Source organism: Nocardia sp. NPDC055029, from assembly GCF_053608525.1.
The window spans coordinates 11,855-25,920 of the sequence record NZ_JBSGVQ010000023.1 but is presented as its reverse complement, the minus strand read 5'-3'; the positions used below and the strand labels follow the sequence as shown (position 1 = coordinate 25,920).

The 14,066-nt window shown below is 69.5% G+C and carries 14 protein-coding genes; 11 read left to right on the top strand and 3 right to left on the bottom strand.

What is annotated here, in order from left to right; all coding sequences use genetic code 11:
- The 3 genes from kdpA to ACWF9G_RS20165 are packed head-to-tail and all read right to left on the bottom strand — an operon-like array spanning position 1 to position 1,838.
- The gene (gene kdpA, locus ACWF9G_RS20175; protein ID WP_452517012.1) at positions 1-1,671 is read right to left on the bottom strand and encodes a potassium-transporting ATPase subunit KdpA; all 1,671 of its coding nucleotides are present in this window, start codon (positions 1,669-1,671) and stop codon (positions 1-3) included.
- Positions 1,672-1,758, bottom strand: a complete 87-nt coding sequence (locus tag ACWF9G_RS20170; RefSeq protein WP_218719288.1) for a potassium-transporting ATPase subunit F — start codon at positions 1,756-1,758, stop codon at positions 1,672-1,674.
- Positions 1,755-1,838, bottom strand: a complete 84-nt coding sequence (locus tag ACWF9G_RS20165; protein ID WP_110035904.1) for a potassium-transporting ATPase — start codon at positions 1,836-1,838, stop codon at positions 1,755-1,757. The genes ACWF9G_RS20170 and ACWF9G_RS20165 overlap by 4 nt, the downstream gene beginning before the upstream one ends.
- Positions 1,839-2,113: 275 nt before the next feature.
- Between ACWF9G_RS20165 and ACWF9G_RS20160 the strand changes: the two genes are divergently transcribed.
- From ACWF9G_RS20160 to ACWF9G_RS20110, 11 genes are all read left to right on the top strand, one after another.
- Entirely contained in the window at positions 2,114-2,278 is a 165-nt protein-coding gene (locus tag ACWF9G_RS20160) for a hypothetical protein (RefSeq protein ID WP_452517010.1), read from the top strand.
- Entirely contained in the window at positions 2,275-4,806 is a 2,532-nt protein-coding gene (locus ACWF9G_RS20155; RefSeq protein WP_452517009.1) for an ATP-binding protein, read from the top strand. The genes ACWF9G_RS20160 and ACWF9G_RS20155 overlap by 4 nt, the downstream gene beginning before the upstream one ends.
- Positions 4,807-4,927: 121 nt before the next feature.
- Entirely contained in the window at positions 4,928-5,629 is a 702-nt protein-coding gene (locus ACWF9G_RS20150) for a response regulator (RefSeq protein WP_452517008.1), read from the top strand.
- A 91-nt stretch (positions 5,630-5,720) separates the two neighbouring features.
- Positions 5,721-6,164 (top strand): OsmC family protein, encoded by a 444-nt coding sequence (locus ACWF9G_RS20145; RefSeq protein WP_189024432.1) that lies wholly within the window; start codon positions 5,721-5,723, stop codon positions 6,162-6,164.
- Positions 6,161-6,439 carry an acylphosphatase gene (locus ACWF9G_RS20140; protein ID WP_379304630.1) on the top strand — a complete coding sequence of 93 codons (279 nt, stop codon included), beginning with the start codon at positions 6,161-6,163 and terminating at the stop codon, positions 6,437-6,439. The genes ACWF9G_RS20145 and ACWF9G_RS20140 overlap by 4 nt, the downstream gene beginning before the upstream one ends.
- Before the next feature lie 199 nt (positions 6,440-6,638).
- Positions 6,639-7,175, top strand: coding sequence for a hypothetical protein (locus ACWF9G_RS20135; RefSeq protein ID WP_379304742.1), 537 nt, complete (start codon positions 6,639-6,641; stop codon positions 7,173-7,175).
- The gene (locus tag ACWF9G_RS20130; protein WP_452517006.1) at positions 7,175-8,338 is read left to right on the top strand and encodes a glutathionylspermidine synthase family protein; all 1,164 of its coding nucleotides are present in this window, start codon (positions 7,175-7,177) and stop codon (positions 8,336-8,338) included. The genes ACWF9G_RS20135 and ACWF9G_RS20130 overlap by 1 nt, the downstream gene beginning before the upstream one ends.
- A 35-nt stretch (positions 8,339-8,373) precedes the next feature.
- Positions 8,374-8,829, top strand: coding sequence for a DUF350 domain-containing protein (locus tag ACWF9G_RS20125; RefSeq protein ID WP_280300482.1), 456 nt, complete (start codon positions 8,374-8,376; stop codon positions 8,827-8,829).
- Positions 8,830-8,917: 88 nt separating this feature from the next.
- Positions 8,918-9,421 carry a DUF1707 SHOCT-like domain-containing protein gene (locus ACWF9G_RS20120; protein ID WP_452517005.1) on the top strand — a complete coding sequence of 168 codons (504 nt, stop codon included), beginning with the start codon at positions 8,918-8,920 and terminating at the stop codon, positions 9,419-9,421.
- Between the two features lie 147 nt (positions 9,422-9,568).
- A complete protein-coding gene (gene smc, locus ACWF9G_RS20115; protein ID WP_452517004.1) occupies positions 9,569-13,195 on the top strand; it encodes a chromosome segregation protein SMC in 3,627 nt (1,208 codons plus the stop codon).
- Between the two features lie 71 nt (positions 13,196-13,266).
- Entirely contained in the window at positions 13,267-13,899 is a 633-nt protein-coding gene (locus ACWF9G_RS20110) for an HAD family acid phosphatase (protein WP_379304639.1), read from the top strand.
- Positions 13,900-14,066: the final 167 nt, after the last annotated feature.

Below are 14,066 nucleotides of genomic sequence, written 5' to 3'. Positions count from 1 at the left end.
TCAGTGGATTCCTTCGGCGAGCGGCCCGAGCGCGAGGGCGGGCAGGAAGGTGAGCGCGACCAGGATCACCGTCACGCCGACGACCATGCCGACGAACTGCGGCCGGTGCGTCGGCAGCGTGCCGATCGACGCGGGAGTGGTGCCCTGCTGGGCCAGTGAACCGGCCAGAGCCAGGACGAAGATGATCGGCAGGAACCGGCCGAACACCATCGCCAGGCCGAGCGCGGTATTGAACCACTCGGTGTTGCCGGTGAGTCCGGCGAAGGCGGAACCGTTGTTGTTGGCCGCGGAGGTGAAGGCGTACAGCACTTCCGAGAGACCGTGCGGGCCGCTGTTGAGCATGCTCGCCCGCTGGCCGGGCAGCGCCATCGCGATCGCGGTGCCGATCAGCACGATCAGCGGGCTCACCAGGAAATAGGAAGCGGCCAGCTTGATTTCGCGCGGCGTGATCTTCTTGCCGAGGTACTCGGGGGTGCGCCCGACCATCAGGCCCGCCACGAACACCGTGATCACGGCGAGGATCAGCATGCCGTACAGACCGGAGCCGACACCGCCGGGCGCCACCTCGCCCAGCTGCATGTTGAACATCGTCATCAGGCCGCCGAGGCTGGTGTAGGAATCGTGGAACGAGTTCACCGCACCCGTCGAGGTGAGGGTGGTCGCGCCCGCGAAGGTGGCCGAATCGGCAACGCCGAAGCGGGTTTCCACGCCCTCCATGGACGCGCCGATCGCGGTCGGCACGGTGCCGTGGTGCTGCAGCTGGAACAGGTTGGTCAGCGCGATGCTGGTCAGTGCGATCGTGCCCATCACCGCCACGATCGCGTACCCCTGCTTGGTGCTGCCTATCATCCGGCCGAACGTGCGCGGCAGCGAGAAGGCGATCACCATCAGCAGGAAGATCTCCAGGAAGTTCGTCCAGGTGCTCGCGTTCTCGAACGGATGCGCGGAGTTGGCGTTGTAGAAGCCGCCGCCGTTGGTGCCGAGCTCCTTGATGACCTCCTGGCTGGCGACCGGGCCACCGGTCAGCGTCTGCTGGACGCCACCGAGGGTCTGTGCGACCTGATCGTGCAGGTGGAAGTTCTGGATGACACCGCCCGCGACCAGGACGATCGCGAAGACGAACGCGATCGGCAGCAGGATGCGCAGGGTGCCGCGCACCAGGTCGACCCAGAAGTTGCCGAGCTCACCGGTGTGGCGGCGGGCGAAGCCGCGCACCAGCGCCACCGCCACCGCCATGCCGACGGCCGCGGAGACGAAGTTCTGCACCGCCAGGCCGGCCATCTGCACCAGATGACCCTGGGTCGACTCACCGGAGTAGTTCTGCCAGTTGGTGTTGGTGACGAAGCTGACCGCGGTGTTCCATGCCAGCGCCGGGGTCATCTCGGTGCCGGGATCGTTCAGGTGCAGCGGCAGCGCGCCCTGCACCAGCTGAAAGAAGAACAGGAACAGGATGCCGACCGCCGAGAACGCCAGCACACTGCGGGCGTAGACCGGCCAGGTCTGCTCGACCTCGGGTTTCGCGCCGATGGCGCGGTAGATCAGCCGCTCGGCGCTGCAGTGCTTGTCACTGCTGTAGACCCGGTACATGTAGTCGCCGAGCGGCACATGCACCAGGGCCAGCGTGATGACCAGGGCCGCCACGAAGACGATCCCCGCTGTTGTCGTGTTCACCTAGAACCTCTCGGGGAAGAGCAGCGCCGCGACCATGTACACGGCGACGAGGACGGCCAGAACCAGACCGACAAGGTTCGCGATCACAGCTTCTCCACTCCCCGCTGGATCACGCCCAGCAGCGCGAAGATCGCCACGGTGAGCACCGTGAACACCACGACAGACATTTCCAACCTCCTTGCGCTCCGAGGTGAAGCGCCTAGGTGAGTGAAACGCCGGATCAGGCCTCGGCGTGGTTTCCTTACGACTCCTTAGCGCCGGGCGGCACGGCCTTTGCGGAATGTTGACGCGATGCCCGGTGGCGGGTGTGAGGATGCCGTCAAGGCGGGCCGGATAGCCGTCAACACTCCGTAAAGATCGAGATCAGGCGATATTCGCGCGGATACAAAGGTGTGCACCGGCGGGCGCCGCCGGTCCCTTGCTCATGGAAAGTGAGATCGCGGTGTCTGTGGTGACTCTCGCGGTGATCTTCGGATTCGTCGCATCGCTGCTGCTGATCCGGGTGCTCGGCCGGATCGATACTTCACACGCTCCGATGGTGACCGTCGGTGTGTTGCCGGTGCGCCCGCAGGCTCCGGAGCGCCGGCACGCGATGATGGACAGGTGAAACGCGGACTGCTGCGCATCTACCTCGGTGCGGCGCCGGGCGTCGGCAAGACCTACGCCATGCTCGGCGAAGCGCATCGGCGGCTGGAACGCGGCCGCGATGTGGTCGCGGCCCTCGTGGAGACGCACGGCAGGAAGAAGACCGCCGAACTGCTGGAGGGCATCGAGCGGATTCCGACGAAACTGATCGAGTACCGGGGGACCGAGCTGCCCGAGCTCGACGTCGATGCTGTGCTGGCCCGCAAGCCCGCGGTGGTGCTCGTCGACGAGCTCGCGCACACCAACGCGCCGGGCAGCGTGCACGAGAAGCGATGGCAGGACGTGGAGCAGTTGCTCGACGCGGGCATCGACGTCATCTCGACGGTCAACGTGCAGCACCTCGAGAGCCTCAACGACGTGGTCCAGCAGATCACCGGCATCGAGCAGCGCGAGACCGTCCCCGACGCCGTCGTGCGCGCCGCCGACCAGGTGGAGCTCGTCGACCTCACGCCGGAGGCGTTGCGGCGCAGGCTCTCGCACGGCAATGTCTACGCCGCCGACAAGGTCGACGCGGCACTGCGCAACTACTTCCGCCCCGGCAACCTGACCGCGCTGCGTGAACTCGCGCTGCTGTGGCTGGCCGATCAGGTCGACGCCGCGCTCGCCAGATACCGGGCCGACCACAAGATCACCGAGCTGTGGGAGGCCCGCGAGCGGGTGGTCGTCGCGGTGACCGGCGGCCCGGAATCGGAGACGGTCGTGCGCCGGGCGGGGCGGATCGCGTCGAAGTCCAGCGCCGATCTCGTCGTGGTGCACGTGGTGCGCGGCGACGGGCTGGCCGGGGTGTCGACCGAGCGGATGGCCAAGCTGCGCGAACTCGCCGCCGGTCTCGACGCGTCGTTGCACACCGTCACCGGTGACGACGTGCCCACCGCGCTGCTCGAGTTCGCGCGCGAAGTCAACGCCACCCAGCTGGTGCTCGGAACCTCGCGGCGGTCGCGGTGGGCCAGGATGCTCGACGAGGGCATCGGGTCCACCGTGGTGCAGCGGTCCGGGAAGATCGACGTGCACATGGTGACCCACGAGGAAGCCAACCGCGGGGTGCGCAGGCATTGGCTGCGGCCGCGCCGGCCGGTCACCGCGTGGCTGGCCGCGATCGTCGTTCCGGTGCTGGTGAGCGTGATTTGCGGGCTCTTCCTCGACGGCTGGCTGAAGCTGGGCGGGCTCAGCGCCATGTTCTTCGTCGGCGTCGTCGCGGTGGCGCTGTTCGGTGGCGTGGTCCCCGCCGGGCTGTCGGCGCTGCTGTCGGGGTTGCTGCTGAACTGGTACTTCACCGCGCCGCGCTACAGCTTCACCATCGCCGAGCCGGACAACTTCGTCACGGTGGTCGTGCTGCTCATCGTCGCCGTCGCCGTCGCGGCCCTGGTCGACGTGGCGGCCAAGCGGACGGTACAGGCGCGCAAGGCCTCTCGCGAAGCGGAGCTGCTGACGATGTTCGCCGGTTCGGTGCTGCACGGCGCCGACCTGTCGAAGCTGCTCGAGCAGGTTCGCGAGACCTACGGACAGCGCGCGGTGAGTGTGCAGTGCGGCGACCAGATCGTCGCCGCGGTGGGGACGGAGCCGCCGCTGCGGCCGTCGGAGGCCGAGACCGTCATCGAGGCGGGTGACGCGCAGAGCCACCTGCTGCTGGCGGGCCGGTCGATCGACTCCACCGACCGGCCGGTGCTCAACGCGGTCGCCAATCAGGCGGTCGGGCTGGTCCGGCAGGCGAGGCTGGCCGAGGAGGCCAGTGCGGCGGCGGCGCTGCTGGAAGCCGATCGGCTCCGCCGGGCGCTGCTGTCGGCGGTCAGCCACGATCTGCGTACACCGCTGGCCGGTGCGAAAGCGGCCGTGTCCAGCCTGCGCAGCGACGACATCGAGTTCTCGCCGGAGGACACCGGTGAGCTCCTGGAAGCGATCGAGGAGTCGGTCGACCAGCTGACGGCGCTGGTGGGCAATCTGCTCGACTCCTCGCGCCTGGCCGTCGGCGTCGTCACGCCGCAGTTGCGGCAGGTGTACATGGACGAAGCGGTGCATCGTGCGCTGGTCAGCGTCGGCATGGGTACTCGCGGCGTGCGCCGGGCGGCGATGGACCGGGTGAAGGTCGAGGTCGGGGAGGTCTCCGTCCTCGCCGACCTTGGACTGCTCGAGCGCGTGCTCGCCAATCTGATCGACAACGCGCTGCGCCACTCCGGCCGCGAGACACCGGTGCGGGTCACCGCCGAACACGACAGCGACCGGGTGTCGATCGCCGTCGTCGATTTCGGCCCCGGCGTCCCGGCGGGCACTGAGGAGCAGCTGTTCGAGCCTTTCCAGCGCCTCGGCGACCGTGACAACACCACCGGCGTCGGCCTCGGCCTGTCGGTGGTGCGCGGCTTCGTCGAAGCGATGGGCGGCACCGTCCACGCCGAACCGACGCCGGGCGGCGGTCTGACGATGCTCGTCGACCTGCCGTCGGGTGTACCTCTGGCGCCCGACCTCACCGCCGAACCGGACGGGACTACAGAATGAACGTGCGAACATGGGTAACTCACCGGGCACGGGCTCACGCGGGCGTGAACCCGACCGCAAGCCGCCGACCCGATGTCCCCACGCACCCGAGCCTGGCCAGAAGCCCCGGAGAGGCGGAACAGTGAAGAATCAGGCTCCGGCCGCCACCAAAGTGTTGGTGGTCGACGACGAGCCACAGATCGTGCGGGCCTTGCGAATCAACCTGTCGGTGCGTGGGTACGAGGTGATCACCGCGGGCAACGGTGCGGCCGCCTTGCGCGCCGCCGCCGAGAAGCACCCCGATGTCATCGTTCTCGATCTGGGTCTGCCCGATATGGACGGCATCGAGGTCCTCGCCGGGCTACGCGGCTGGACCTCCGCGCCGGTGCTGGTGCTCTCGGCGCGCACCGATTCCGCCGACAAGGTCGAAGCGCTCGACGCGGGCGCCGACGACTATGTCACCAAACCGTTCGGCATGGACGAGCTGCTGGCCCGGCTGCGCGCGGCGGTCCGGCGCGGGGCGACCGATGTCGACAGCGTCGACCCGGTGGTGGTCACCGACTCGTTCACGGTCGACCTGGTCGCCAAGAAGGTCACCAAGCAGGGCGAATCCGTGCATCTGACGCCCACCGAGTGGGGGATGCTCGAGATGCTGGTGCGCAATCGCGGAAAGCTGGTGGGGCGCAAGGAACTCCTGCGTGAGGTGTGGGGTCCCGCCTATGCCACCGAGACCCACTACCTGCGGGTCTATCTCGCCCAGCTGCGGCGCAAACTCGAGGACGACCCGGCCAACCCGCGGCACCTGCTGACCGAGGCGGGCATGGGGTACCGCTTCCAGGAGTGAGCGTGCCCCGGATCACTCCGCCGGAATGCCGTCCTGGGTGTAGACGTTCCCAGGCGTGAATCGTCTTCGACGCGAATGGCAGGATCAGGCTATGGCTGAGCAGAACGCACCCGTGACCACCGCCCCGACCGAACTGTGGGTCGAGCGCACCGGAACCAGGGCCTACACCGGGCGCAGCAATCGCGGCGCGGAGGTCCTGATCGCCTCGCAGGGCGTCGAAGGCGCGTTCACCCCCGGTGAGCTGCTCAAGATCGCACTCGCCGCCTGCACCGGCCTCAGCTCCGACCTGCCGCTCTCGCGCCGCCTCGGCGACGACTTCGACGCCACCATCCGGGTCTCCGGCGACGCCGACCGGGAGAACGAGCTGTACCCGCAGATCGACGAGGTCGTCGAACTGGATCTGTCCGAGCTGGACGAGGCCGCGCGCGAGCGACTACTGGTCACCGTGCAGCGCGCCGTCGACAAGGTGTGCACCGTGGGCCGCACCCTCAAGGCGGGCACCAAGGTGACCTTGAACTTCGACATCGACGCATGAGCGAGACGGTGCGGTTGAGCGCCTGGGTGCACGGGATGGTGCAGGGGGTGGGTTTCCGCTGGTGGACCCGCTCGCGCGCACTGGAACTCGGGCTCACCGGCTTCGCCCGCAACCACAGTGACGGCCGGGTGCACGTTGTCGCCGAAGGGCCGCGAACGGCGGACGAGAAGCTGCTGGAACTGCTACGGTCCGGCCATGCACCTGGCCGGGTCGACCTGGTTGTGGAAAGCTGGGAGCCCGCGCGGGGCGACATGACGGGATTCGAGGAGCGCTAGTGGTGACTTCGGGGGCTAGGGGGCGGCAGCGGTGAGCACACAGAACCCTGGTCCGCCCGATCAACCTGGTGAGCCCCCGAATGGTGGCTCCGGGCAGTCGCCGTGGCAGCCACCGGATCCCGGTGCGGGCTGGCCGCCGATGCCGCAGCAGCCGCCCGGCGCGCCGGAACCCGAGGGCGAGTCCCCACGGCCGGGCCGGATGGCCAGGCAGGAACCCGGTGTGACCCAGCCGCGCCCGCCTACGGTCGGCGAGGCACGGGCCCGCGACAAGGCGCGCAAGCAGGCCGAGCAGGCCCAGCGCGCGGCGGCCGAGGCCGCGGAAGCCAAGCGGCGCACCAGGAAACGCGTGATGATCGGCGGCGTCGCCGTCGTCGGTGTCGCCGCGCTGGTCGGCGGTGGCTACCTGGCCTACCGGGCGGTCACCGCGCCGGACCAGGTGACCGCCTCCTGCGTGCAGATCGATCAGAACGGCAACGAAGTCGTCGTCCCGGACGACAATTGCGGCGAGGGCAAGTCCAACTTCCGCAGCGACACCAGTCACGGCGGCGGTGGCAGCCTGATCCTGCTCGGCTGGCCGCAGTACCGGTACCACTACGGCGGCACGCCCACCATCGGCAAACCGCCGGTCGGCGGCAGCTCGGTGAAACCGCGCAACGCGACCATCACCACCAAGAGCGGCACCACGATCCAGCGCGGCGGGCTCGGCAGCAAGTCGACCGGCGGGAGCGGGTCCTAGTGCGGCGGGTGGTGAGTACGCCGCGACCGGGCTGGCAGCAGATCATCGAGAGTCAGGGCCTGGTCTACGGCGCGCCCGGCCGCGATGCCAGCGGGCAGCCGCGACCGTACTGGGACGAATCGGTGCACTACGAGTTCTCGATGGACGAGATCCTCGCGCTGGAAGCCGATGTGGAACTGCTGCAGTCGATGTGCCTGCACGCGGCCGAGCACGTGGTGCTCACCGAGCGCTACGCCGATTTCGGTCTGCCGGAATGGAGCTGGGGGCCGATCGCCGAATCCTGGCGCCGCAGTGACCCGTACGTGTACGGGCGCTTCGATCTGCGCTACGACGCGCGCCGTCCGGCCAAGCTGCTCGAGTACAACGCCGACACCCCGACCTCGCTGCTCGAGGCCGCGATCATCCAGTGGCACTGGTTACAGCAGGTGTATCCCGGTGGCGACCAATGGAATTCGCTGCACGAGAAGCTGGTGGAACGCTGGACCGGGCTGCGCGCCGTGCTGCCAGGCACCGAGCTGCACTTCACCTGGTCGGGCGCGGACGCCACCGGCGAGGACAACGTGACCACCGCCTACATGCAGGAGACGGCGGCCGAGGCGGGCTTCGACACGGTCGCGCTGCCGATCGAGGAGATCGGTTACGACACCGAGCTGCACCGGTTCGTCGATCTGGCCGAGGCGCCGATCGAATCGGTCTTCAAGCTGTATCCGTGGGAGTGGATCCTCGACGACGACTTCGGCAAGCGCGTGGTCGAGAGCCTGCCCACCACCGCCTGGATCGAACCGCTGTGGACGACGCTGCTCAGCAACAAGGCGCTGCTCGCCGTCCTGTGGGAGATGTACCCCGGCCACCCGAACCTGTTGCCCGCCTACCTCGACAGCCCGCACGAGCTCACCGAATACATCCGCAAACCCAAGCTCGGCCGCGAGGGCGCCAACATGACCATCGTCGGTCCCGGCATGGAGACCGCGACCGGCGGCGTCTACGGCGCCGAGGGCTTCGTCTACCAATTGCTCGACCCGCTCCCGGAATTCGACGGCATGCGCCCGGTGCTGGGCGCCTGGGTCGTCGGTGACACGGCGGCGGGCCTCGGTATCCGCGAGACGGCAGGCCTGATCACCGATGACGGTGCCGCGTTCGTCCCGCACCGCATCGTCGACTGACCCGTGACAACCCACCCTTGTTCGAAAGGACCACGATGACCGCCCTCGCCCTGGAATCGGGTTATTGGAGCGCGCTCGGTGAAGGCGTCGGCGCCATCATCCTGTACTGCCTGATCGGCCTGGCGCTGATGCTGATCGGCTTCTTCGCCATCGACCTGACCACGCCGGGCAAGCTGCGCGACCTGGTCGTCGCGGGCAAGCCCAACGCGCTGATCGTGTCCGCCGCGGGCATGGTGAGCATGGCGTTCATCGTCGTGTTCGCCGTGCTGGCCACCGGCGGGGTCAACAAGCTCTCGGAAGGGCTGATCGCCGCGGTCGTCTACGGCCTGGTCGGCATCGTGGCGCAGGTGATCTCGGTGCGGGTGATCGAGAAGGTCACCGGCATCGACATCGGCCGCACGCTGCACGCCGAGACCTACACCCCCGAGGTGCTCGTGGTCGCCGCCGCGCACTTCGCGCTCGGTCTCGTGGTGGCCTTCGCCATCCTCTGATCCGCCGCACGCGGGTTGACATTACACAGTGGAGGGTGGAGGCTGGAACCAATACTCCACTGTGGTTGGTGAACGAGAGGATGTCGGCATGGACATCACCCCCGGCACACGCGCGTCCGATGCCGAGCGCAACGCGATCGTCACCCAGCTGGGCACCCATTTGGCCGACGGGCGCCTCGACCTGGCCGAGTACGACCAGCGCGTCGCCAAGGTCTACGCGACCACCACGCGCGACGAGCTCGCGGTCGTCCTGTCCGACCTGCCACCGCTGACGAAACAGGCCACCGCACCCGCCGAGCGCCAACCCGGCAAGCGCATCCCGGTCTGGCAGCGCATCGAGGCGGGTAGCTGGCTCGGCGTCAGCGTGATCGTGCTGGTCATCTGGGGTCTGATCTCGCTCACCGCGGGTGAGCTCACCTATTTCTGGCCGATGTGGGTCATCGGCCCGTGGGGCGCTGTCCTGCTGTTCCGTGTGATCACCGGCTGGGAAGCGACGCCGGGCACCCAGACCCACCTTCGCCAGCTCCAGCGGCAGATGAAGCACGCCCAGCACATGGACCCGCACAACCCGGATCGCCCGCACCGACACTGAACGGCCGGTAGCGGCGGGTAAGCTCACGCGAGCACATGGGTAATTCGTCGGGTACCGGCTATCCGGCTCGATGCCACCACCGCCGACCGCGTGTCTCAATCCTCTCGCACCTAGGTCTGGCCTGAATCCCGGAGAGGCGGGCCAGCCTTGCACCTGAAGAGCCTGACGTTGAAGGGGTTCAAGTCCTTCGCGTCCGCGACCACGCTGCGCTTCGAACCGGGGATCACCTGCGTCGTCGGGCCGAACGGGTCCGGTAAATCGAACGTCGTCGACGCCCTCACGTGGGTGATGGGTGAGCAGGGTGCCAAGGCGTTGCGGGGCGGCAAGATGCAGGACGTCATCTTCGCCGGCACGACCGGGCGCGCGGCGCTCGGGCGCGCCGAGGTGACGCTGACGATCGACAATTCCGACGGCGCGCTGCCGATCGACTATGCCGAGGTGTCGATCACCCGGCGGATGTTCCGCGACGGCGCGGGCGAGTACGAGATCAACGGCAGCAGCTGCCGGCTGATGGATGTGCAGGAACTGTTGTCGGACTCCGGTATCGGGCGCGAGATGCACGTCATCGTCGGTCAGGGCCAGCTCTCGGCGATTCTGGAGTCCCGGCCGGAGGATCGGCGCGCGTTCGTCGAAGAGGCCGCGGGTGTGCTCAAGCACCGCAGGCGCAAGGAGAAGGCGGTCCGCAAGCTCGACGCGATGCAGGCCAACCTCGCCCGGCTCACCGACCTCACCACCGAACTGCGCCGCCAGCTCAAGCCGCTCGGCAGGCAGGCCGAGGTGGCGCGGCGCGCGCAGACCGTGCAGGCCGACCTGCGCGACGCGCGGCTGCGGCTGGCCGCCGACGACCTGGTCACCCGCCGCCACGAGCTGGAGTCCCAGCTCAGCAAGGAGGCCTACGCCCGCGAGCAGCAGATCACCGTGCAGTCCGCGCTCGACGCCGCCAATGCCGCACTCGCCCAGCAGGAGTTCCAGCTGTCGCGGCTGAGCCCGAGCGCCGAGGCGGCCGCGCAGACCTGGTTCCAGCTCTCGGCGCTGGCCGAGCGGGTCAATGCCACCATCCGCATCGCCGGTGACCGGGCCAGGCACCTGCACACCGAGGCACCCGTCGGCACCGGCCGCGACCCCGACCAGCTCGAGGCCGAGGCCGACCGGATCGAGGCCGAGGAAGCCGAACTGCGCTACGCGGTGGAGATGGCCACCGAAACCCTCGAAGCCGCCCGTGAGGCCCTCGCCGATCGCGAGTACGCGGCCAAGGCCGCCGAGCAGGCGCATCTGGCCGCCGTGCGCGCCATCGCCGACCGCCGCGAAGGCCTGGCCCGGCTCTCCGGTCAGGTCGAGAACCTGCGCACCAGGGCCCAATCGGTCGACGCCGAGATCGCCCGCCTGTCGGTCGCGATCGCCGACGCCCGCCACCGCGGCGAGGCCGCCCAGGTCGAATACGACTCGGTGCAGGACGAACTCGGTGAACTCGACGCGGGAGAGAAGGGGCTCGACGCCCAGCACGAACACGCCGTCGCCGCCTTGGAACTGGCCGACGAGCGCGTGCGCGAACTGCGTGAACAGGACCGCGAGGCGAGCAAGCTGGTCGCCCGGCTCGGCGCCCGCATCGAAGCGCTCGGGATGAACCTGGCCCGCAAGGACGGCGCGGCCTGGCTGCTCGAACACGGCGTGAGCGGGCTCGGTGACCGGCTGTCGGCGCAGTTGCGCGTCGAGGGCGGCTTCGAGGCCGCGGTCGCCGCGCTGCTCGGCCCGCTGGCCGACGCGATCACCGCCGACACCTCCACCGCCGCCGACGCGGCCGTCCGCGAACTGCGTTCCGGGGACGGCGGCCGGGTCGCCTTCGTCTTCGCCACCGCCGGGCTGGTCCCCGCCGAGCGTGGCACCCTGCCCGCTGGCGCGCGCTGGCTCGCCGAGGTCATCGACGGCGCCGAACCGGTGCGTCCCGCCCTCGCCGCGCTCACCGCGGGCGTGGTCGTCGTCGACGATCTGGCCACCGCCACCGAACTCGTCGCGCTGCGTCCCGAATTGCGCGTGGTCACCCGCGACGGCGATCTGGCCGGTTCGGGCTGGATCGTCGGCGGCTCGGAGCGGATGCCGAGCCAGCTCGAGGTGCAGGCCGAGATCGACACCGCCACGGCCGAATTGGTGGCCGCCCAGCGCAGGGCCGAGGAACTGGAAGCGGCGCTGGCCGGTGCGCTGGCCGAGCAGACCGACCGCAAGGACGCCGCCGACCACGCCCTGATGGCGCTGCACGAATCCGATCAGGCGCTGCTGGCGATCTACGACCGGCTGGCCCGCGTCGGCCAGACCGCCCGCGCGGCGCAGACCGAGGGCGAGCGGCACGCCGCCCAGCGCGCCGAGGCCGAATCCGCGCGGGAGAAGTCCCTGGCCTCCCTCGCCGAACTCGAGGACCGGCTGCGGCACGCCGAGATGGAACACGACGGCGACGACGACAGCTACGGCGCCGCGGGCACCGAGTCCGCGGGCCGCGAACGCGAGGAAGCCGCCGCCGCGCTCGCCGAGGCCCGCACCATGGAGGTCGAGGCCCGCCTGGCCGTGCGTACCGCCGAGGAACGCGCGGAATCGGTACGCGGCAAAGCGGATTCGCTGCGCCGGGCCGCCCGCGCCGAACGCGAGGCAAGGGCCCGCGCCGAACGCGCGCAGGCCGCCCGCCGCCAGGCCGCCGGCGTGGCCGCCGCCGTCGCGGAGTCCGGCGCCAGGATCGCGCACGAGCTCGAGCAGGTCGTGGCCGCCGCCGCGGCGCGCAGGGACGAGCTGGTCCGGCGGCGCGGGGAGTGCGCCGCCGCGCTGGAACAGGTGAAGGAACGGGCGCGGGCGCTGACCACCCAGCTGGCCCAGCTCACCGACGCCGTGCACCGCGACGAGGTCGCCAAAGCCCAAGCGGCCCTGCGCATTGAACAGCTCGAGACCACCATCTCCGAACAGTTCGGCATCGCGCTGGCCGATCTCGTCGCCGAGTACGGACCCGATGTCCCGCTGCCGCCCTCGGCGCTGGAACTACAGGAGTACGAGGACGCCAAGGAGCGCGGCGAGCAGGTCAGCGCGCCGCAGCCGATGCCCTACGACCGGGCATCCCAGGAGCGCCGCGCCAAACGTGCCGAGAAGGACCTCACCACCCTGGGCAAGGTGAATCCCCTTGCGCTGGAAGAGTTCGCGGCGCTCGAGGAACGCTACAACTTCCTCGCCACCCAGCTCGAGGACGTCAAGAACGCGCGCAAGGACCTCCTCGACGTGGTCGCCGAGGTCGACGCCCGCATCCTGCAGGTGTTCACCGAGGCCTACGCCGACGTGGAGCGCGAATTCGTCGGCGTCTTCGCCAAGCTGTTCCCCGGTGGCGAGGGCAGGCTGGTGCTGACCGACCCCTCCGACATGCTCACCACCGGTATCGAGGTGGAGGCCAGGCCGCCGGGCAAGAAGGTCAAGCGGCTGTCTTTGCTTTCCGGTGGCGAGAAGTCGCTGACCGCGGTCGCGTTGCTGGTCAGCATCTTCCGGGCAAGGCCGTCCCCGTTCTATGTGATGGACGAGGTCGAGGCGGCGCTGGACGACACCAACCTGCGCAGGCTGATCGGCCTGTTCGAGCAGCTGCGGGAGAAGAGCCAGCTGATCGTCATCACGCACCAGAAGCCGACCATGGAGATCGCCGACGCGCTCTACGGCGTGAGCATGCGCGGTGACGGCATCACCCAGGTGATCTCGCAGCGGTTGAACCGGGCCGAGGTGGCCGATGCCGATCCGGTGGGCGCGCCCGCGTAGCAGTCCCACTGTGCGGGATTGTGAAACTGCGATACGTTTCATTGGCTCGGTCCGCTGTTAGCGTGCGATAGATGAAACGTCTTACCGCATCGCTCGTCGCCGGTGTCGCGGCCGCGCTCCTCGCTCCACTGCCCGCCGCGGGCGCCGACACCGGGTCGTCGTCCCTGTCCGGTGGCGGCTCGTCCTCGCTGTCGGGCAACAAGTCCGAGCTGCCGCCCTACGCGCAGTGGATCGGCGAGATCACCCCCGTCGTGGCCGAGGCGAAGACCTATCTCGCCGGTCGGCTGCCCGGCGCGACCCGGCCCGCGATCGTCTTCGACATCGACAACACCACGCTGGAGACCTCCTACAACACCGGCCTGATCATCCCGGCGATCCAGCCGGTGCTCGGCCTGGCGACCTGGGCGAAGCAGAACGGCGCCGCGATCATCTTCGTCACCGGCAGGCCCGCCCTGGTCAACGCCTACTCGCAGGCGAATCTGACCTCGGTCGGCTATCCGGTCGACGCGCTGTACGGCAGCGCGCCGACCACGCTGTCGGCGGGCAATGCCGGTCTGGCCGAGTACAAGACCGCGAGCCGGGCCGACATCGAGAGCAAGGGCTACACGATCGTCGCCAATATCGGCAACAGCCCGACGGACCTGTCGGGCGGGCATGCCGAGCGCACCTTCAAGTTCCCGGACTACGACGGCGCACTGAACTGAGCCGCGCGGTGCGGCCCACCGGCGCCGGGTAGACCGGGATCCGCGCGGCGCCGGGGGCGCACCGACCCCGGCACCGCGCGCGTGCAGCATGACCCCGCGCTGCCGCGTCCACGCCCGCACCGAACGCCCCACGCGCATGCGGCGGCCCGAGCTCACGCGAGCACGAG